Source organism: Pseudomonas sp. NFR02 (genome assembly GCF_900119375.1).
Taxonomy (GTDB): Bacteria; Pseudomonadota; Gammaproteobacteria; order Pseudomonadales; family Pseudomonadaceae; genus Aquipseudomonas; species Aquipseudomonas paracarnis.
Map to the genome: position 1 here is coordinate 38,000 of NZ_FPJJ01000006.1, position 20,852 is coordinate 58,851.

13 protein-coding genes and 2 pseudogenes are annotated in these 20,852 nt (G+C 54.7%); 5 read left to right on the forward strand and 10 right to left on the reverse strand.

Going from position 1 to position 20,852, the window contains the following annotated elements; genetic code table 11:
- Positions 1-44 precede the first annotated feature (44 nt).
- The 3 genes and pseudogenes from BT199_RS18290 to BT199_RS18300 all read right to left on the reverse strand — a co-directional run.
- Positions 45-2,582, reverse strand: a pseudogene (locus tag BT199_RS18290) (outer membrane usher protein); the annotation flags it as partial.
- A 20-nt stretch (positions 2,583-2,602) separates the two neighbouring features.
- Positions 2,603-3,163 (reverse strand): fimbrial protein, encoded by a 561-nt coding sequence (locus BT199_RS18295; protein ID WP_072435228.1) that lies wholly within the window; start codon positions 3,161-3,163, stop codon positions 2,603-2,605.
- A gap of 51 nt (positions 3,164-3,214) precedes the next feature.
- Complete coding sequence (locus BT199_RS18300) at positions 3,215-3,736, reverse strand: fimbrial protein (RefSeq protein WP_072435229.1); 522 nt, start codon at positions 3,734-3,736, stop codon at positions 3,215-3,217.
- 564 nt (positions 3,737-4,300) lie between these two features.
- On the opposite strand from BT199_RS18300, the gene BT199_RS18305 reads away from it, so the two are divergent.
- Together BT199_RS18305 and BT199_RS18310 are read left to right on the forward strand one after the other, a co-directional pair.
- Positions 4,301-7,960, forward strand: coding sequence for a transporter substrate-binding domain-containing protein (locus BT199_RS18305; RefSeq protein ID WP_072435230.1), 3,660 nt, complete (start codon positions 4,301-4,303; stop codon positions 7,958-7,960).
- Entirely contained in the window at positions 7,957-8,580 is a 624-nt protein-coding gene (locus BT199_RS18310) for a response regulator transcription factor (RefSeq protein WP_083535083.1), read from the forward strand. Before BT199_RS18305 ends, BT199_RS18310 begins: the two co-directional genes overlap by 4 nt.
- 280 nt (positions 8,581-8,860) lie before the next feature.
- Here BT199_RS18310 and BT199_RS18315 read toward each other — a convergent pair.
- The 4 genes from BT199_RS18315 to BT199_RS27750 form a co-directional block, all read right to left on the reverse strand.
- A protein-coding gene (locus BT199_RS18315; protein WP_139271619.1) for an IS3 family transposase occupies positions 8,861-10,011 on the reverse strand; the annotation gives its coding sequence in 2 pieces (ribosomal slippage) (positions 8,861-9,777 and positions 9,777-10,011; 1,152 coding nt in all).
- 413 nt (positions 10,012-10,424) lie between these two features.
- Entirely contained in the window at positions 10,425-10,682 is a 258-nt protein-coding gene (locus BT199_RS27620) for a BPSL0761 family protein (protein ID WP_072435233.1), read from the reverse strand.
- An 81-nt stretch (positions 10,683-10,763) separates the two neighbouring features.
- Complete coding sequence (locus BT199_RS18330) at positions 10,764-11,534, reverse strand: SIR2 family NAD-dependent protein deacylase (RefSeq protein ID WP_072435234.1); 771 nt, start codon at positions 11,532-11,534, stop codon at positions 10,764-10,766.
- Positions 11,535-11,566: 32 nt separating this feature from the next.
- A complete protein-coding gene (locus BT199_RS27750) occupies positions 11,567-12,001 on the reverse strand; it encodes a hypothetical protein (RefSeq protein WP_072435235.1) in 435 nt (144 codons plus the stop codon).
- Positions 12,002-12,296: 295 nt separating this feature from the next.
- On the opposite strand from BT199_RS27750, the gene BT199_RS18340 reads away from it, so the two are divergent.
- On the forward strand, positions 12,297-12,752 hold the full coding sequence (locus BT199_RS18340) for a helix-turn-helix domain-containing protein (protein ID WP_072435236.1): 456 nt from the start codon (positions 12,297-12,299) through the stop codon (positions 12,750-12,752).
- Between the two features lie 449 nt (positions 12,753-13,201).
- A pseudogene (locus BT199_RS18345) lies at positions 13,202-14,464 on the forward strand (YifB family Mg chelatase-like AAA ATPase); the annotation flags it as partial.
- 27 nt (positions 14,465-14,491) lie between these two features.
- Here BT199_RS18345 and BT199_RS18350 read toward each other — a convergent pair.
- Positions 14,492-16,468, reverse strand: coding sequence for a methyl-accepting chemotaxis protein (locus tag BT199_RS18350; RefSeq protein WP_072435237.1), 1,977 nt, complete (start codon positions 16,466-16,468; stop codon positions 14,492-14,494).
- 176 nt (positions 16,469-16,644) lie between these two features.
- Positions 16,645-17,565 carry a LysR substrate-binding domain-containing protein gene (locus BT199_RS18355; RefSeq protein WP_014720465.1) on the reverse strand — a complete coding sequence of 307 codons (921 nt, stop codon included), beginning with the start codon at positions 17,563-17,565 and terminating at the stop codon, positions 16,645-16,647.
- Between the two features lie 152 nt (positions 17,566-17,717).
- Between BT199_RS18355 and BT199_RS18360 the strand changes: the two genes are divergently transcribed.
- Positions 17,718-19,121, forward strand: a complete 1,404-nt coding sequence (locus tag BT199_RS18360) for a NorM family multidrug efflux MATE transporter (protein ID WP_019819813.1) — start codon at positions 17,718-17,720, stop codon at positions 19,119-19,121.
- Between the two features lie 64 nt (positions 19,122-19,185).
- On the opposite strand, the gene BT199_RS18365 is transcribed toward BT199_RS18360, so the two are convergent.
- The gene (locus BT199_RS18365; RefSeq protein ID WP_014720467.1) at positions 19,186-20,850 is read right to left on the reverse strand and encodes a putative bifunctional diguanylate cyclase/phosphodiesterase; all 1,665 of its coding nucleotides are present in this window, start codon (positions 20,848-20,850) and stop codon (positions 19,186-19,188) included.
- Positions 20,851-20,852: the final 2 nt, after the last annotated feature.

Genomic DNA, 20,852 nt, shown 5'->3' on the forward strand with positions numbered 1-20,852 from the left:
TATGTAGGCTTGCCTTTCAGCACCGCTGATTAGCGCAACGTCTAACTAGCTGCTACTGCATGGCAGCGCAATTGCAATGTGTCGATCAAACCACCAGCGGGCAACTTGGAAGGCAACGTGAAAACGCATCGCTCACTCCCACCCCAACTGACAGTCATCTTTTCGCCGACACGAATACCGCTCAGGTAGACATTGCCGCCGTCATTTACAATACCGGTTTCCTGTTGCTTATGGTTCTTAACCGTCGCTCCGAAGGGCGGCAAACTGCCATCCTGCAGTTGAATAATGGCCATGGCTTTTTCACCTGCAATTACGTCAAGCGAGCGATAACCAATGGCGCCTTCGGTGAGCGTTAATTGCGTGACCGACTGGGTGGCTTCGACATTGCTCGGAAGGTTGTCCAGATCAACACTAGCCGCCGTTCGCTGGTAGCTGCTGATATCAGAAATGACAGCCTTTCCGAAGAAATTACTGCGTGTCGGCGTCCCATATCCGCGCACCGGTACATCAGCCACACCCGCAGTATCTATCATCAGGCGCGTACCACCGGTACTAGTAGTTCTATGGAGTGCCGCCCCATAGGGCGTGAGCGTGGCACCGCCGCGTGCGGATACACTGAGACTGCTGTAACCGCCCTGCTGCTTGCTGACGCTAACATCGATGTCGGCTTGGTCACCCGTATGATTCAGATAACCACTGGCAGATGTATCGCTCAAACCGAGCTGGTAGCTGTTACGCTCATTCAGACGGTCGCTGTAGCGAGATGCAAAGCTGTTTTTCTCACCGGCCCGACTGGCATCCAGAGAGAGAGTGCCAGTACTGCCCAAAGGCAGACTGACCGTCAGCGACATCCCATTATCCTTATGTGAATATTCCTGCGTACGGTACATATTAAGTGAAAGGCTCATATTCTTGACAGTGCCTACATTAAAGTAGCGCGACATCGTTAGATTCCAACGCTGAACGTCCGGCCGATCCCAATAGGTTTGCTTATTATAACTGGCATAGACGGTGGCGCCCAGGTCACGAAACTGCTTGTTGACGGTTACCGTATAAAGCGCCTTGTTGCCGCCAATAGGTTTCCACCTCTCATCCAGAACCCGATAGTCGCCACGCCCGCCTAACTCGCCGTTCAACCCGTAATGCCGCGCATCCAGGTACTCACTCATGCTAAGGAAGTTCTTCTCGGAAAAACGGTATCCAGCGAACGTAACTTGGCTGTCGTATTGCTCAAAGTTCTTTGAATATTGGAGACGGTAGGATTTACCCGAGAGCGTTTCATTCCATACGTTAGCGTGTGACTGTGTTACATCCAAGGATACAGCACCAAACGCCAGCAAGTCCCGCCCGGCCCCTACGGTTAGCGCCCTATAGTTGTTGTCGGCGATACCCCCACCAAACAACGACCAACCATTGCTTACGCCCCAGGAAAACTCCCCTGTACCGAAGAAGTCACCATCTGAGCCGTATTGAAGATTGGATGGTCGCCCACTGGCCAGCTTGTAACGAACTTGCCCAGGGCGCGTCAGGTAGGGAACACCGGCCGTATCAAGCTGAAAGCTATGTACCGACCCGTCTTGCTCTTCAACCCTCACATCCAACTTGCCGGTTACCGCGTCTTGAAGGTCCTGAATGCGAAAAGGCCCAGCTGCTACCAAAGTTTCATAAAGTACGCGACCTTGTTGGCTGATAATAACCTTTGCATTCGTTTTGGCCACTCCCACTACTTCCGGGGCATATCCACGCAAGTTAGGCGGCAGCTGGCTTTCATCTGAATTGAGTGCGGCTCCGGTGTAACGAAAACTGTCAAACAAATCCGAGTACAGATAATTCTCACCCACCACCAAGCGCGCCTTCAGCGCAGGGAGCGAGCGATACGCATAGTACCTGCTCCACTCTAGTTTTTGAGGCCCGGCTGCCTCTTCCCGGCCGCTTTCAACGCGCCCCTGCCAATCAGCCCTTAATCGCCATGCACCAGCATTCGCTCCGACGGTGCCGTTTCCGCTGAGGTGTTTGCGGTTGTCGTTTCTTTTCTGATAGCTAGATTGCGCAGTCAGGCTGTAGTCAACTAGTAGACCTGGCACCCCCTCATCCCATCGAGAGGGCGGATCCCAGTTAGTCGCGTTATACTCTAGGTAAGCTTGTGGCAGGTTTATGGTTAGGGTAGAGGTAGCCAGATCACCACTAACCTCCGTGCCGGGCAAGCTTTTTATGTCCAGACACTCCCCCCCCCTCCACCATTCAAGTTTTTCGGGATCGGCAACTTTTAAGCCCAGTTGCTCAACAAGGCTGCGCGATACGCACGCTTGGCTGCCTTTGGGGTCATTATCGGGTGAATAAAAAGCAACCGGCTGCTCAGGAAGAGGCTGGGCATTGATTTGCACAACCATTGAGTACGTGCCAGGCAGAATAAATCCGCTACGTGCAAATTGAGACAGGTCAATGTTAGTGCGATCACTTAGATCGAGCACGTCGGTATTGAACTCGATATCCCCGGCGCCCTGTGCAGCGCCTGCCAGTAACATCATCCCCCCAAAAAAAATTGGGCAAAGTGACTCTTTAATATTCGACGTATTCAACATGAAAGCATGTCCATCACTGTTCAAAAGTATTCCAACTTGAACCGCACTGCAGCCCTGTGAGCCCCAGCCACCAACGGCAGACCGTTGCCAACTAGAAAAAGCCGGTAGTTGAGCGTCATATCACCTTCCACCAACTGGACCGGAGCCATGCGCTCCCCCGGAATACTTTCCTGCCCGACAGCATCAACGATATTCAGTGCAACACCTTGTGATTCACCAAACACAGCGAAGGAGCGCCCTGCTCTGTCGGAAGGCCCGTCAAACGTAACCCGCAGATGCTGCCAATTAGGCAAGCTTGCATCTGGCCGCATTGGGCTCGGGCGGCTCAACGAGCAGTTGACTAGACGCAACTGGAAGGGGTGGTCGTACCCCCTCGCGTTTCGCAAAATACGGCCAACCGGCTCCGAAGGCATCTCGATGGTTTGATCGATACTGGCCAACTCCAGACCGCAGGCTGAATCAACGACTTGTCCGGCCAGCGTCACGAGCCCATCGCCTAGCGATGACCCCTGCGCAAATGCGCAGGGGCTGATAAGCAAGGTCATTGAAGAGGCAACAGCGAGACGTATGAATGCTTTCATATATATCTCCCGCCAGCTTTCCCCCGACACATTTTGTGCCGGGGGGAAAACTCACTGATAAGCCAAAGTGAAATTGGTGACAGCGCTGAACTCACCTGGAACGACTGGGTTGGCGGCAGCACCCTGTACATAAGCACCAAATTCCAGTGTGTTATCGCCGGCGGTAATGATTTGCGGCGCAGTAGGAACACCCAACTCAACCAAATCACTGCCATGTGTCATATGGATACCCACACCGCCCGCGCTGCCAACAGTGCCGAGAGCACCTGGAACATCGGTCGAGGGTGCGCCAGTGAAGGTCGTGGTGACTGTGTTGTCGGCAAGGCTGGTCAGATCGCAACCTTCCAGTTCAATTCTCACGGTCCGGGCTTCGGACTTGCCCCCAGACTCGAGTTGGTGCTTCGCAATCGCCCCCAAGTTAATGGTTTGGTCGACGGACTCAGGCTTAATGGAGCAAGCACCCGAGTGAACCGAACCAACGAAAGTAACAGTTCCATCTGCCGCATTCGCGACGGAGATCGAGCTCGCCAACAGGCCGATAGACAACAACACGGTTTTCATTTTGGTATTCATCTACAGATTCCAACTCAAGTAAGTGTCATTCAAGTGCCCGATACAAAAATGCTCAGGGCGGCTACTCAACCAAGACACACCTTTGTACGGCGGCGTGGTAGACAGCACTATTTCTAAGAAATAGCTGATTTATATGCCCAGCCGAGGCTGGATATTCCTGCGATCTGCAGGTGGAACAAAGATAAAGCTAACTCCTCCGCTCATATGTCGGCCCCTGGACAGCTCGCGCGCAGATTCGACCACAGCGCTTGTAGGACGAGGACTACAAACCGAGATTGTTGGTAGATGGCACTTGACCTTCTATCAGCCGCAATGAATTGGGAAACCTAGGTAAACTGGAGCTCTAGGGCTCAGAGAGGTGGCGCGAGAGGCGTTTTACGCTCGATATTTTGCTGGGTACGCCAGTCACTACACTGCACAGATAGCTGGATTAAGCGCTCTCCATCAGCTCTACTGTGCGGGACGGGATCAGTTGACTCTCAACACCGATATCGACTGCGGCATCGCGCTCAATCTTCAACACACCAATCTGGCGCGAACCGGACAACCAATAGAAGTGAAGATATGGCCATCTATTTTTTAAGAATTTTGTGTTTCATCCTCACTCTGCTTCCAGACGCTGACGTCCTCGCAGCCCCTACCGCACTTCAGTTGATCGTTCGCACGTCTGTCACACCGGTAGTAGCCGAACTTTCGCCAGCCACCCAGGACTGGCTTGATGATCATAGACTCATCAGAGTTGCGGTATGGGGCGCAGATCCCTATCCTCCATTTGATCTCCAGTACCAGGCAGATGGATTCGAAGGAATTTCTGCTGACTATCTAGGTGTACTTTCACAAAGCCTCCACATCCCACTAGCTATATATCGCTTTGCTAGCCAGGAAGAAGCTGAACAGGCCTTGCTGCAAGGTCAGGTCGATATGCTTGCACTCTATACAGTTGATGCGCACACAAGACCGGACATCCTTAACTCCGTACCTTACGTTCTTAATCACAGCGTAATTTTAAAGCGTCCAAATGAATCTTTAGACACCTCGGGTGACCTAGCTGGACGACGGCTAGGGGTGGCTGCGGGCTCTCAAATTATCGCTCGAGTTAAATTGCAGTATCCAAATTCGCAAATAGTACAATACAACACGCCACAAAATGCGGTGGCGGCATTGGTATATGGTCAAGTTGACGTGCTGTGGAGCGATCTGGCTTCTGCCGACTATTTGATCCGTCGAGCGTATCTGAATAAGGCTATTGTCGGTTCTCTATCCCGAAACCCTTCGTTCAATGCCAGCTTTGCGGTAAGCACAGATAACCTAGCGTTGCTGGACGGTATCAACGAAGTGTTAGTTGCGTTACCACTGGCACAGCGTATGCGTATCGCTACAAGGTGGCGATTGGGACCTCGATATGTTGAGAAAGCAAACCCTTTGGCGCTTAACAATGCAGAGCGAATCTGGCTAAATGCAAACAAGCATGTGCGAGTTGTAGTTAATGGTACTTACGCACCTATCACTTTTTTTGATAACAAGCAGAGGCTGCATGGTTTAACCTCGGATGTACTCAATCACATCCAAAAACGCTCAGGCCTGGTGTTTACTGTGGTGCCGGCGGATAGTGTGGTGCAGGCTGTAGACATGCTCAATAATCACCAAGCGGATATGATCGGCGCTTTAACTGTAAGCGAAAGTCGTATGGAAAAATTAATATTTAGCAGGCCGTATCTAGCAACCCCTTTCGTAATTTCATCGAAAGTAGATGATGCGCCGCTCCTATCACTCTCTGATTTAAATGGAAAAACTTTGGCGATTGCTGAGGGAAATTCTCTCATTCCTTGGCTGAATGAGAAATTTCCTGGAATCAAAGTTGTTACTACTGATGACGCTGCTAACGGTCTTGAACTATTATCCTCAGGCCACGTGGACGGAGCTGTAAATACACAAATAAGTACCGAGTACTTCATTGATAAATTCTTTAAAGACAGAATACGAATAAACTCTAATATCGGGCCTCGTACAGCTCATATCGCGATGGCTACTCGCAAGGATGAACCATTGTTGCTGAGTATTATTAACAAAGCAATGTTGGATATTCCTCCGGAAGAGCTTTCCAGTATGGTCGAACGCTGGCGTACTCGCTCCAATCCGGCACTCGCCAGCTCTTGGAGTAATTATCGAAATTTCGTATATAGTTCAATTGGAATTGCAATTGTAATTATTCTTCTTTTTATTGCTTGGAACATCTATCTTCGCAAACAGATCAATCAACGAAGAATGGCGGAGCTAGCACTAAGTGATCAACTCGAATTTGCCCGAACCTTGGTAAATGGATCTCCTGTTCCCCAATATGTACGTGACAAAAATGGGTGTCTAATGCAGTGCAATGACGCTTATCTCGATTTCCTGAAAACAGATCGTGAGAAGGTAATAGGCAAAACATTGAGTGAAAGCCCTATCATGACATCTGAAATCAAAGAGTCTTACCACTCTCTTTATCAGCAGACACTCATTGACGGGAACCCGATTTTTGCAAATCTTGAACTTTTCATACAAGGACAACCTTACAGAGTTTATCATTGGACATTACCATTTCGAAATGCTGCGGGTGAACGCATTGGGATTATCGGTGGCTGGCTCGATATTACCGAACGAGAGCGCTTACTTCTGGATGTGATCGATGCCAGAGAGATGGCAGACGCGGCTAACAGATCAAAATCGACTTTCCTAGCAAGCATGAGTCATGAAATCAGGACACCAATGAATGCGATTATTGGCCTCCTCGAGCTACTACAACAACTCGATGACGACAAAGAGCAAGCGAAGGTGTATTTACACGCGGCCTATGAATCGGCGAAATCACTTTTAGCTTTGGTTGGAGATATACTTGACCTATCAAAGATTGAATCAGGTGCAATGACATCGTCTCTTCGAGCAACCAATATTGTGGAACTGGTAGAGTCCGTATTTACCTTATTTGAACAAAGCGCGCGGCGAAAAGGCCTTGAGACAACATTGATTATAGAAGTGCAAAATCCTCACGTCCTTATAGATTCTTTAATGCTCAAGCAGATCACATCTAACCTTCTTAGTAATGCCATAAAATTTACCGAGTTTGGGAATATTGAGCTGGCTCTATTTGAAGAACTAGATGTTTCAGATTCCGAATTTAGGTCTTACACCATCGAGGTAACTGATACGGGACCTGGTATGAACGCCGCACAACAGAAAGCCATTTTCGAGCCATTTATCCAAGTGGGTGATCAAAGCATGACGGATAGAGGTACCGGTCTCGGCCTGAGTATTTCACGACGCTTAGCTGAACTGATGTCCAGTACCATACAAGTTGAAAGCGAGCTCGGTATAGGCTCAACATTCGGTTTACAACTTAAAGCACAGCTTTGCGATGCATCCGAGTTTTACGCTCCTACGATGCAGAATGAACAAGAGCGAAAAGCCCTACATATTCTCATTGCTGATGATCACTCCGCAAACCGCTTACTGCTCGCTAAGCAGCTAGAGTTTTCAGGCCATATAGTCGATACTGCAGAGAACGGTGAGATGGCTTTCACGTTATGGCACAACTCTAAAACGCCTTACGACCTTGTTATTACAGACTGTAACATGCCAAAAATCGATGGTCTGGCGTTCACCCGGATGCTACGCAAAGTAGAGGGTGAGCTTGGTGACTCTCGCATTCCTATTCTGGGGCTTACTGCGAATGCTCAACCGGAAATGGTCCTAGCCTGCAAGCAGGCTGGTATGACAGATTGTCTATTCAAGCCGATCACACTCGAAGAGATAAATCACCACGTCGTCCGCGTCGTGGAAGATGCAAAGGCAGGCTCTAATATACCGCCTGCGAATGTAGCGCTTTCTTCTAACGCGGACTCTCAAGAAAAATACTTCGTCCAGGAGGATGCTTTTCTTGAGGAGATTATAACCACTAACAGAGTCGATGCAGAGGAACTTCGGCATTATTTCAAAGAGCAAAATCTGCCGAGGCTGGTCAGCCTCGCTCATCGTATTAAAGGCGCCGCAGAATATGTCCATGCGCGTGAGGTTGTAGAGGCCTGTGTAACGCTCGAAGCCAGTGCGAAAACAAAAGATACCGCGGCTCTGAAAGTAGAGGTCTCTAACATCATAGATGCGCTTCAAATATTAGAACTGCATCTTTACACAACACTCAATGCCCGAAAGAAGATATCAAATCTAGATAACAAGGAAAAATCATGAAAGTTTTATTGGTCGATGATCACCCAGTGATACGTTCCGCCCTGCGTTCATTTCTGATACAGAACGGCTTTGAAATTGTGGGAGAAGCTAGTGACGGTTTAAGTGCACTCAAAATGACTCAAGAGCTTTGTCCTGACATTATAATACTCGACATCGACCTCCCCAAACTCGACGGGCTAGGGGTACTCAATAAACTCAAGTTGCAATCCAGAGATTATCGCTCCCTCGTACTGACTGGTGTGCAGAGCAACGAGATTGCAGTTCGATGCATTCATGCAGGTGCCAGTGGCTACCTTCGCAAGGACAGTGATATGACAGAACTGTTAGCTGCCTGTATGGCGCTAAAACACAATAACACTTGGTTTTCGAAAGAAATCATGAACTCTGTTCGCAAGCAAGATTTCGCATCAACTGAGCGCGAAATGATAGGCCAACTTTCTTCTAGAGAATTAAGCGTACTAAGGGCCTTAACCAGAGGTGAATCTAACATTGACATAGCAAATAGCCTACATATAAGTCGAAAAACTGTCAGTACATATAGAAGTAGGCTTCAGCATAAACTTCAGGTAAGCAACATTTTAGACCTGGCCGATCTGGCCAAAAGAAATGGTCTTATTTAATTTGCTTTGTACACGAATTTTCTGAATTCAGGATTATTTTGTCATAGATCGTGACACATGACTTACTAAGTAAGGGCGAGTCTTCTCTCCGCTGAAAGCACCGCCCTGCAACTTTAGCGTATGTGACATAAGTGAGTAATATCCTAGGCTGTCTCTGAAAACGCTTTACAATCTGGTGAGATACCCGCCTGACGCAATACGACGGTTGATCCCTATGAAACAGATTTCCTTGCGGATGCTGAATATAGCAAAATATGTACATTGAATCGCCCCGGATTCTTTAGACACCTTGCAAACTCATTGCGTAACGTTTTTCAAACTCTACCGGTGACAGCTGATTGTTGAAACCATGGCGGCGTTTTGCGTTGTAGAACATCTCGATGTAATCGAACACATCACTCCGAGCATCTTCCCGCGTGATGTAGATTTTTCGCTTGATCCGTTCCCGTTTCAGAAGCTGGAAAAAGCTCTCGGCCACGGCGTTGTCATGACAATTGCCTCGGCGGCTCATGCTGGCGACCAAATTGTTTGCCTTCAAAAAGCTGCGCCAATCGGAGCTGATGTACTGGCTGCCCTGGTCAGAGTGAACCATCACCTCCTGTTTCGGTTTTCGCCTCCAAACCGCCATCAATAACTCATCAATGGCCAAATCACTGGTCATCTGCGACTTCATTGACCAGCCAACGACCTGACGGGAAAACAGATCCAGCACCACCGCCAAATACAGCCAGCCTTCATACGTACGAATATAGGTGATGTCGGTGACCCAAACCTTGTTGGGTTCCCCGACATCGAACTGGCGCTTCAGCAAATTGGGTGAGGCGACCGCTGGCTTACCGCCGTACTTTCCAGGGCGACGTCGATACCCTGTCTGAGAGCGTAGACCTTCAAGACGCATCAACCTCGCCACACGATGCCGACCACAATCTTCACCGACCTCGCGCAGGTCGTCATGGATTTTGCGATAGCCATAAACTCCGCCGCTCTCCAGCCACGAGTGCTTGATCAAACCCAGCAATCGCTGGTCGTCTTTAGCGCGTGCAGATTGCGGCTCAGACAACCAAGCGTAATAACCACTGGGATGGACTTTCAGCGTCAGGCAAAGCCGTCGAATGGAATAGTCGCCCGCGCGCTGCTTGATAAAGGCGTACTTCAGCCGCACTCCTTGGCAAAGTACGCGGCGGCCTTTTTTAAGATGTCTCGCTCTTCAGTGACCCGCTTGAGTTCCGCTCGCAGACGACGCAGTTCAGCGTGCTGATCATCGTCTTGCTGCCGTTCTGCCTGAGGTTTGCTGTAGCGCTTTATCCAGGCATAGAGGCTATGCGTCGACACGCCAAGACGCGCCGCTACGTCAGTGACGGGAAGCTTCTTTTCGGTCACTTGATTGACCGCTTGGATTTTGAATTCTTCGGGATAACGTGGGTTGCTCATGGCACCTCCTGATTGGCCTCAGTTTAAGGCATGGAGGTGTCTACGAAACCCGGGGCGATTCACTTTATAGGTCACCCACAAGGCATGGCTCGAACGCATTGGGTGGACCTGGTAGCACTGCATCTAATGCAAAAGACAGTGAACCAGGAGCGCGTGCGACTAAACCAATCGGTCTATTTTGCATTATCGGTGATCCGGCCCAGGCAAAGGCAGCGTCTGAAGCACTTAACGTCGGTCTCGGTGATTCTCTGAGTCGACGGGCCGAAAGCCAGTGAGTTTGACGCCAGGTTGCTTTCGGCATTGCGCACGGTAATGGGCGCACTATGACGGGCGGCCCCAGTCAGAGCGATGGGGATTCGACAATTGAATTCTGCGTCTGCATTACAAAGGGCAGACCAGACCAAAGAATTGGCCTAGGGCTGTATGTCCGCAGTGAACATAGGGTGATAACCGCTGACGGCTAATTCCCGCCTAGGATCTCCAGGTTCTGCGCCTTGAATAATGTCATCCATCTTGCCCGCGTATAAGACAAAGGACGACTCGGGGTAATGCCGCAGGAGCCGCCTCGCTTCATTACGGTACTCCTCAGGGATGAGCAGGCTTTTTGATAACTCTCGCAAAAATGCTTCTGTTTGGATAACACATCGGGTGCGTTCACTCGGCATAGTCATTTCAGCCCATCCCTCTTTGTGCTTTTTTGGTCAACCGATAGATGACCAAGACCAAGATTATAATTGAAGACTGACGAGGTCCTAGTTCGATACCTTACGAGGTATTAGTGCACAAAGCTTCGGGAGGACGTCGGTCGCTTTCCCGATCAGCATCACCTCATTCTGCATGCCGGTGCTGACGTCGGCCGTATTGATCTGAATCACTGTTGCGCCGGACGACAGCGCAAGCTTGGGAATTTCAGCCGCAGGGGTAACGATTCCAGATGTACCCACAGATATCAGCACGTCACAGTTTTTCACTAGTGCAATCGCCGATTTCCAAATACCCAACGGCAAGTCCTCGCCATACCAAACCACCCCGGGGCGAAGCTTTCCGTTGCATCTGCCACATCGAGGTGGTTCGATTAGTGCTCCATCGGCTGGAAAAATAGCTGGTGGCGGAGGTATCTCTGCTGGTCGATGGCACGCAAAGCACTTCGGCGTAGATAGTTTGCCGTGCAGGTGCAGTACGCCCACGGAACCGGCTCGCTCATGAAGATCGTCAACGTTTTGAGTGATTACGGAGATTTTACGCCCGGAGCCGCTTAATTGACTCAACGCTAGATGCGCAGCATTGGGACTCGCTATCGAGGCTTGGTAGCGTCGCCACAAGTACCATCCCCATATTAGTCGAGGATTTTCGCGAAAGGCCCTTGCCGTTTCCAATGTCTCCGGGTCCTGCCGGGCCCAGATCCCAGTCAATGGATCGCTGTAAGTGGGAATTCCGCTTTCAACTGAGATACCTGCCCCCGTAAAGACGACGGCCTCGCGAGCATTCGATAGAGCTTCGACGGCGCGTTCAAAATTCGACATCTGTAAGGTCTCGCGGAATGAGCTATGAGAGGTCAAGCGAATCGGGGTCTTACTGGCGACTTGCGCCTTAGGTAGAGGGGGGCGTACATCTGATGACCGGCAGATTTGGGGATCGACTCTGAGACTCTCGGCCGATGGTTTTCTAGACGCTTTTTCGAGAACCACACCTGTGATGTCTTCCTCTTGCGGAGGTCCAGCTCTCCCATTTTGTAGGTCCCCCCGGAGGTACGATACACAACAGCGCTTTCTTGAGTCGCTATGCCTTGGAAGCAAATGATTTGGTCCAGGTCTTCCAGGCTCCATTTACCAGAGCGCGTTAGATTAGGTGGACACAGCACTTGCACACGGCTGATCTCTACATCAGAAGCGGTATTCATGTAGAGCTGAAGTTCATACGCGCAGCCAACCATTGCGGCGCGATCGCACATCCCAGTTAGGACGGAGGTAATGGTGATGAGAAAGCTCATACCTTCTAACTCAAAATGAGTCCTGGTGAATACTGTCCGATCTGCTGGATCAAGTACGTATATCAATTGCTAAACCATCCCGATTCAGTCGGTGCCACTCTATACCCGCATTGGAAAAGCGTCGGGTGTCGGCAGGACGCTTCTTGATTGCGTTGCGAGTATTTAAGGATTTGAACAATGCTCGTGGAATGACGAAGGGTCCTAGGGCATACGCCACGAATGGATGGTATACCCCCACGATGTGAGGCGTCAAAGCGTGGCTTTATGCTTTCTTTTGTGAGTACACGGAAGAGAGATGGCTTATTTGGAGGCTTTGGGTCAGGTCATAAGGGAGGTTAGAGTTGCGGCCGGCCTCAGTCGAGAGGGCTGTGCGCATGTCCTTAATCGAGATCATCTTGCCAAGGTCGAGCAAGGGCGCCAGGCCATTTCTGTTCTCAAGTTCAATTCTTTATGCAAGTGCCTCGGCATCTCTCAAAGCTTGCTGCTTATGGCTGTGGAGGCACGACTGGTTGGCATCGACCTGAAAGCATATCGTCACCAACAGGAACATGAGTTAGCCCGATTGATTGAAGCTGGCTTGCTTCGCAATGTTGCCAATCATCGGGCAATCCGCGGGGTACGCGGGAAAAGAGCGGACGATAATCGTTCGGCAATTCAGGCTCTTCAGGTCGCAGGGTTGGCGAAAACGGAGGTGGTTCGTAAACTAGGTATCAGTCGCTCCACGGTCGACCGTTACTGGCTAAAGCAATGAGCTATTGAACACAGGCCAACGCCGTTCACACCTTAGAAATTTGTCAAATACTACCCGCCCCCACGCTGGACCTTAGCGTCTCCAGTTCCAATCTTACCTAATGACCAAGCGCACTTTAAATGTCGTTACGTATTTTCAGTCACCAGCTCCAAGGGGGCTTCAAAAAGCTCACTCAAAGCGCCCGCATTGTTTTTAAAAGCTGCTCAAACACTGAACGGTTTTTTAACATAAATGCTCAGCTTCGCTGCGTGCTTTGAGGGGGCTCGGATACTTGCTTTATCAGCATAATTGTCACGAGTTCCGTAACGAGGTGCAGCGCTCCCATGGACAAATTCCAATTTCCCCACGACTTTTTTACTGACGTCTATGGACATCGATGAGCCACCCCGCAACCGCTTAAAGATGTGGCCTTCAGAGATATGTCCATGCGTGTCTACTAATCTGTACGTGGGCGTTTTGATCTGGCGATTGCCCTCGGCATCCTGGCGGCCAGTGTGCAAGTGCCGGCCTTGATGCTCGATGACGTGGAGTGCCTTGGGGAATTGGCGCTGTCCGGCGAGGTGCGCGCGGTGAAGGGGGTATTGCCGGCCGCGCTGGCGGCGCGCAAGGCCGGGCGCACCGTGATAGTGCCGCGCGCCAACGCCGAAGAGGCGTGCCTGGCATCGGGGTTGAAGGTGATTGCGGTGGACCACCTGCTGCAAGTGGTGGCGCACCTGAATGGGCACGTGCCGATTGAGCCCTACAGGTCCGACGGCTTGCTGTACGTGAACAAGCCTTACCCAGACCTGCGTGAAGTGCAGGGCCAACTCGCGGCCAAGCGAGCATTGCTGATCGCGGCGGCGGGCGCGCATAACCTGCTTTTCAGCGGGCCACCGGGCACCGGCAAGACGTTATTGGCCAGCCGGCTACCGGGCTTGCTGCCGCCGTTGAGCGAGCAGGAAGCACTGGAAGTGGCCGCGATCCAATCCGTGGTCAGCCTGGCACCGCTGAGCCATTGGCCAAACCGCCCGTTTCGCCAGCCGCACCACTCGGCATCCGGGCCGGCGCTGGTGGGTGGCGGCTCGAAGCCCCAACCGGGGGAAATCACCCTGGCCCATCACGGGGTGCTGTTCCTGGATGAGCTGCCAGAGTTCGATCGCAAGGTACTGGAGGTGCTGCGCGAGCCATTGGAGTCGGGGCATATCGTGATATCCCGCGCCCGTGACCGAGTGCGTTTCCCGGCTCGCTTTCAACTGGTCGCGGCGATGAATCCCTGCCCTTGCGGCTACATGGGCGAACCCAGCGGGCGTTGCCGGTGTACGCCGGAGCAGATCCAGCGTTATCGCAACAAGCTATCCGGCCCTTTGCTGGACCGGATTGATTTGCACCTGACCGTCGCGCGGGAGGCCACTGCGCTGAGCCCCACTCAACCGGCGGGCGATACAACGGCCGATGCCTCGGTGCGGGTAGCCGAAGCACGCGAGCGTCAACAGCAACGCCAGGGGTGTGCCAATGCTTTTCTCGACCTGCCGGGGCTGCGCCAGCACTGCAAGCTGCCAAAGGTCGACGAGGGCTGGCTGGAGACCGCCTGCGAGCGACTGACACTGTCACTGCGGGCGGCCCATCGGCTGCTGAAGGTGGCGCGCACCCTGGCGGACCTGGACCAGATGGACGCCATCACCCGTGATCATCTGAAGGAGGCCTTGCAATACCGCCCAGCATCTCTCAGTTGAGCCTCCCACAATTTGATTGGCGGTGCCTCAACGAAACCGATCCACCTCATGACGCAAGCCTGCCGCCAAGGTCTCCAGCTCCTTGGCGGTAACCGCCAGGTTGGACACCACTTCACGCTGCTCGCTGTTGGCCAGCGCAATGCTCTGCAGGTTGCTGCTGAGCAAGGTCGCGGTGCTGCTCTGTTCCTGGGTGGCGGTGGTGATCGCCGCGAACTGCTGGCCGGCCGAGCGGCTTTGCTCGTCGATACGCGCCAGGGCCGAGGCCACGTCAGCGTTGCGCGACAAGCCTTCCTGCATCAGCGCATTGCCGTGTTCCATGGTGCTGATGGCGTTGCCGGTTTCCTGCTGGATGCTCTGGATCATGCCGGAGATTTCATCGGTGGCCTGGCGGGTGCGCGAAGCCAAATTGCGCACTTCGTCGGCGACCACGGCAAAACCACGGCCTTGCTCACCGGCGCGGGCGGCTTCGATGGCGGCGTTGAGCGCCAGCAGGTTGGTCTGTTCGGCGATGGCGGTAATCACGCCGACGATCCCGCCGATTTCCTGGGAACGCTGGCCCAGGGTGTTGATCACTGCAGCGGTGCTGTTCAGCGCAGTGGCGATATGTTCCAGGGACGATGACGCTTCTTGCATCGAGGTGCGGCCGATACGGGTTTGCTGGGCATTCTCTTGGGCCAGGCGCTCGGTGCTGCCCATGTTGTCGGCAATGTTCAGCGAGGTAGCACTGAACTCTTCCACCGCACCGGCCATGCTGGTGATCTCGCCGGACTGCTGCTCCATGCCTTCGTAGGCACCACCGGATAGGCCCGACAACGCCTGTGCGCGGCTGTTGACCTGTTCGGCCGCGGTACGGATATGCGACACCATGGTCGACAGCGCTTCACCCATCTGGTTGAAACTGCGCGCCAACTGGCCGATTTCGTCATGGCTGGAAACGTTGAGGCGCGCACTCAAATCGCCCGCGCCCAGCGCCTGGGCCTGGCGCACCAGCTCGCTCAATGGCGCCAGCTTGCTGCGCAACAGCCACACCGTGGCGCCCACTGCCAGCAACATCGCCAACACACTGCCGATCACCAGGCGGATGCCGACTTCCCAGGTCACTGCGCGAATCTCAGCCTTGGGCATGCTCGCTACCACCGCCCAAGGGCCGCCTTCGAACGGCACCGATACGCTATAGAAATCTTCGTTCTTGTCGCTCCAGAAACGGCCTGCGCCCGGCTTTTTCGCCAGGTCGAGCATCACGGCAATCGCCTGATCCGGCGCTTGCACGCCAGCCGGCGGCACCAGCCAGTGCTTTTGCTCATCGAGCAGCGCGAGGGAGCCGGTCTGACCGATACGGAAGCGCTTGAGGTTTTCAAACTGGGCGTTCTGAGCATCGGTGTAATCGAAACCGATGAACAGCACGGCGATGACCTGGCCACTGCTGTCACGCACGGGGCTGTATTGGGTCATGTAGGAGCGGTCGAACAACACGGCACGGCCGATGTAGGTCTGGCCGCCCACAACGCGCTGGTAGGCCGCGCCCTGACGGTCGAGCACGGTGCCAATGGCGCGATTGCCATCCTGCTTGGTCAGGGAGGTGCTGACGCGGATAAAGTCGTCGCCGCTGCGCACGAATACCGTGGCCACGCCGCCGGACATCTGCTTGAACTCATCCACCTCTTCGAAGTTGTTATTCAATACCTCGTTGCCCAGGTAGAGGCTTGGCGTCTGCACGCCGGCCACGGCCACGGGCTGGTCCGCACGTACACTCAAGCCGGCGCCGAAGCGCTTTTCAAACAGCCCGCTCAAACGCTGGGTGCTTTCGCGCAAGGTGCTGTGGAAGGTGTTGAGTTGGTCGGCGAGCAGACGCGCCTCGCTGGCCAGGTGTTCCTCGCGGGTGGCGAGGTTGGCGGAGTCGAGGGTACGCAAGGCAAAGACCGTACTGCCGCTGATGACGACAGCGAGAATCACGGCGAGTGCAAGGCCTAACTGGGAGGCAATCCGGGCACGAGGTTGAGACATGACAGCTCCTGGCCGAGGCCAGGATCATCCTGATCTCATAGCGCTGCTCGGCAAATTATCTAGTGGGAAACGTTGATGCACGATGGTTCCAACCTCCTTCTTCGGCGGCATTTGGCAATACTTGAGCGAATCACAGGGGTATCCCGCAAACGATTGCACACCCGGTCCGGCCCTACTCAATCGAGGCGTTCAACCTGGGGCAATTCCATCGCCTTGACTTCGCCCTGAAGAAATTCCGCCAGCCGTCGCAAACGCTCCCCGCCCGGGCGAGTTTTCGGCCACACCAGGTAGTAGCTTTCCCCACTGGCGACCGCCGTGGGCCACGGCAGGCTCAAGCGTCCCTGCGCCACGTCTTCGGCCACCATCAGCAAGTCACCCATGGAGACGCCATAGCCACGGGCGGCAGCGATCATGCCCAGCTCGAGCGTGTCGAACACCTGCCCACCCTTGAGTGAAACGTGAGATGACAACCCCATGCGCTGCAGCCAGTAACGCCAGTCGCGGCGGTCTGGGGTCGGGTGCAGCAGTTCGGCGGTTGCCAGCCGCGTCACGTCCCAGGGACCGTCGTCCAACAGATTCGGCGCTCCCACCGGGATCAGCATTTCCGCAAACAGATAACTGGCCTCCCAGTCCGCCGGAAAGTGCCCGTTGCTGAGCAACACTGCACAGTCGAACGGCTCTTGGTTAAAGTCCACTTCATCGATGCTCATCCACGCACTGGTGAGCTGTACCTCATTGCCTGGCTGCAATGCGCGGAAGCGACTCAACCGCGCCAGCAGCCAGCGCATGGTCAAGGTGGACGGCGCCTTCATACGCAGGATGTCATCTTCGGCATTCAAGGTATGGCAAGCACGCTCCAGGGCAGCGAAGCCTTCCCGTACGCCAGGCAGCAACAACCGCGCCGCTTCCGTGAGCTGCAATGTGCGACCGCTGCGCTGGAACAATCGGCAGGCGAAATAATCTTCGAGCGTACGGATATGCCGGCTGATCGCACTTTGGGTAATCGACAACTCCTCAGCCGCGCGGGTAAAGGAGTGGTGCCGGGAGGCGGCTTCAAATGCCCGCAAGGCATAAAGAGGAGGAAGACGACGGGACATTCTGAAAGCTCCGACTGCGCAATCTGGAAACCCTACCAGAATCGCTCAAGCATGAGTTTTAATCATGCCAACGATCGCTTTTATCCTTTTGTGCAATGCGCTGAATGCGCCGAGAATCAACCCTTCCCCACCTTCTTGATTATTCGAGTGTGATGATCATGCAACATCCGGCACGTACCGAACTCTGGGCCATTCTGCGGCTGTCGGGGCCGTTGATTGCCTCACAGTTGGCGCACATGCTGATGGTGCTGACCGACACCCTGATGATGGCGCGCCTGAGCCCCGAGGCCTTGGCAGGCGGCGGCCTGGGCGCGGCGAGCTATTCGTTCGTGGCGATCTTCTGCATCGGCGTGATCGCAGCCGTGGGTACCCTGGTCGCCATTCGCCATGGCGCGGGCGATATCGACGGCGCCACCCGCCTGACCCAGGCCGGGCTGTGGCTGGCGTGGTTGATGGCGCTGGCGGCGGCGTTGCTGTTATGGAACTTGAAGCCGGTGCTGCTGATGTTTGGCCAGACCGAAACCAACGTGCAAGCAGCCGGGCAATTTCTGACGATCCTGCCCTTTGCCCTGCCCGGCTACCTGAGCTTCATGGCTCTGCGCGGCTTTACCAGCGCCATCGGCAAGGCCACTCCGGTGATGGTGATCAGCCTGTGCGGCACCGTGGTCAACTACCTGCTCAACCATGCCTTGATCGAAGGCATGTTCGGCCTGCCGAAACTGGGCCTGATGGGCATCGGCCTGGTGACTGCCATCGTCGCCAACGGCATGGCGCTGGCATTGATGTGGTACATCCGCAGCAACCGGGCCTACGCCGCTTACCCGCTGGGCACCGGCCTGCTGCGCCTGAATACCCATTACCTGCGCGAGCTGTGGCGCCTGGGCCTGCCGATTGGCGGCACCTATGCGGTAGAGGTCGGGTTGTTTGCCTTTGCGGCGTTGTGCATGGGCACCATGGGCAGCACGCAGTTGGCGGCGCACCAGATCGCCCTGCAGATTGTCTCGGTGGCCTTCATGGTGCCGGCGGGGATGTCCTACGCGGTGACCATGCGCATCGGCCAGCATTACGGCGCCGGGCAGTTGCTGATGGCACGCCTGGCCGGGCGAGTCGGCATAGGATTCGGGGCCATGGTGATGTTGGGATTCGCAGCAGTGCTGTGGCTGTTTTCCGACCCACTGATCGGGCTGTTCCTCGACCATGACGACCCGGCGTTCCATGACGTCATCGTCCTGGCGGTGAGCCTGCTGGCCGTCGCCGCCTGGTTCGAATTATTCGACGGTGTGCAGACCATCGCCATGGGTTGTATCCGGGGTTTGAAGGACGCCAAGACCACCTTCCTGGTGGGGCTGGGTTGCTATTGGCTGATTGGCGCACCGTCGGCCTGGTTGATGGCGTTCACCCTGGGCTGGGGGCCCACCGGCGTCTGGTGGGGCCTGGCACTGGGCCTGGCGTGTGCGGCGGTGAGCCTGACCTGGGCGTTTGAGGCGAAGATGAAGCGGATGATTCGGCAGGAGCCAGATGCTCCTGTTGGTTTCCAAGCGGCACTGCCTGACTAGCAAGTGCACGCGGTCCATGTGGGAGCTGGCTTGCCTGCTCCCACATTTGAACCACTTTGAAGGCTTAGCCCAACAGCGCCTGCTGGCTTTGACCAAACAGCAGGTATTCCACCAGCTCCGGCAACGGCAACGGCTTGCTGATCAGGTAACCCTGGACCTGATCGCACCCAAACAAGCGCAAAAGTTCAAGTTGCTCAGGGGTTTCCACGCCTTCGGCGACCACTTCCAGATTGAGGTTGTGGGCCAGGTTGATCATGGCGTGCACCAGCTTGCGGTTTTCTTCGCGCTCTTCCATGCCGCCGACAAAGCTCTTGTCGATCTTCAACAAGGCAATCGGCAGGCTGTTGAGGTGCACAAACGACGAAAAACCGGTGCCGAAGTCATCCAGGGAAAACCGCACACCCAGCCGGCCAAGGGCGTCCATGGTCTGCTTGACCAGGTCGCTGCGGCGCATCACGGCGGTTTCGGTCAATTCGAACTCCAGCCATTGCGCTTCCACGCCGCGCTCGGCAATCAGGCGGCTGAGGGTAGACAGCAACTGACTGTCCTGGAACTGGCGAAACGACAGGTTGACCGCCATGTGCAGCGGCGGCAGGCCGCGTTCACGCAGGTCTTGCATGTCGCGCAGGGCTCGGGAGATCACCCAGTAGCCCAATGGCACGATCAAGCCACTCTGTTCGGCCAGCGGCACGAACTCGCTGGGCGGCAACAAGCCGCGCTCGCCGTGACGCCAGCGCACCAGGGCTTCGAGGCCAACGATATGACCGTCGTCCAGGTCCAGGCGCGGCTGGTAATGCAGCTCCAACTCATCGCGACGCAAAGCCCGGCGCAGTTCACTTTCCAGGTCGGCCAGGCTGCGGGCGTTGCGGTTGATGCGCTCATTGAAGATATGGAAGGTGCAGCCCTGGGTACTTTTGGCCTGCTGCATGGCGATATGGGCATGCCACATCAACGGGTCGGCGCCAGCGCGGGCTCGAGCATGGGCCATACCCAGGCTGCAACCAATCAACAAGCTTTCACCATCCACCCAGTAGGGCTCGGCCATCACTTCGGTGATGCGCTCAGCCATCCACTCGGCGCGCTGAGGCGCCCGGCGGGTATCGATCAACAAGGCAAACTCATCGCTGCCCAGGCGCGCCAGTTGGTCCCCGGCTTCGAGCTGGCTCTTGAGCCGCGACACCACTTGCAGGATCAACCGGTCGCCCGCCTGATGGCCGAGAGCATCGTTGGCATGACGAAAATTGTCCAGGTCCAGATGACCGAGGGCCAGGCCACGGCCGTCATTGTCCGCCAAGCGTGCAGCGAGCAAGGTCTGGAAGCCCTGACGGTTGGCAATACCGGTGAGCGGGTCCTGCTCGGCCAGGCGCTGCAAGGTATTCTCCAGCACGCCGCGCTCGCGCACATGGCGCAGGCAGCGGCGCAATGTGTCGGCGTCCAATGCATCCAACACCAACCAATCGCTGACACCCAGCGGCGACACCAGTGGCTCCTGCTCCAGCAGCAATACACACGGCAGGCTGCACCGGCCAGGGCCTGGCTGCAGGCTGGGCGTGGTCAATAACACAGCACCCTGGTCGTCATCGAACAGGCGGCTTACCGAGTCCCAGTTGGGCGCACTGATCAGCACAGCCCCTTCGCCCATCGGCGCCAGGCACTCGCGCAACAACGCTGCCCACTCAGGCTCATCGGCCAGCAGCAGCAAACGCAAGGGTTCGACAGGCGTAGACACGC

Coding starts and splice junctions, on each gene's coding strand:
- BT199_RS18310 (WP_083535083.1), top strand. CDS start 7,957: ATGAAAGTTTTATTGGTCGATGATCACCCAGTGATACGTTCCGCCCTG.
- BT199_RS18340 (WP_072435236.1), top strand. CDS start 12,297: ATGGCTTATTTGGAGGCTTTGGGTCAGGTCATAAGGGAGGTTAGAGTT.
- BT199_RS18295 (WP_072435228.1), bottom strand. CDS start 3,163: ATGAAAGCATTCATACGTCTCGCTGTTGCCTCTTCAATGACCTTGCTT.
- BT199_RS18355 (WP_014720465.1), bottom strand. CDS start 17,565: ATGTCCCGTCGTCTTCCTCCTCTTTATGCCTTGCGGGCATTTGAAGCC.
- BT199_RS27620 (WP_072435233.1), bottom strand. CDS start 10,682: ATGACTATGCCGAGTGAACGCACCCGATGTGTTATCCAAACAGAAGCA.
- BT199_RS18305 (WP_072435230.1), top strand. CDS start 4,301: ATGGCCATCTATTTTTTAAGAATTTTGTGTTTCATCCTCACTCTGCTT.
- BT199_RS18360 (WP_019819813.1), top strand. CDS start 17,718: ATGATCATGCAACATCCGGCACGTACCGAACTCTGGGCCATTCTGCGG.
- BT199_RS18300 (WP_072435229.1), bottom strand. CDS start 3,736: ATGAATACCAAAATGAAAACCGTGTTGTTGTCTATCGGCCTGTTGGCG.
- BT199_RS18350 (WP_072435237.1), bottom strand. CDS start 16,468: ATGTCTCAACCTCGTGCCCGGATTGCCTCCCAGTTAGGCCTTGCACTC.
- BT199_RS27750 (WP_072435235.1), bottom strand. CDS start 12,001: ATGAGCTTTCTCATCACCATTACCTCCGTCCTAACTGGGATGTGCGAT.
- BT199_RS18330 (WP_072435234.1), bottom strand. CDS start 11,534: ATGTCGAATTTTGAACGCGCCGTCGAAGCTCTATCGAATGCTCGCGAG.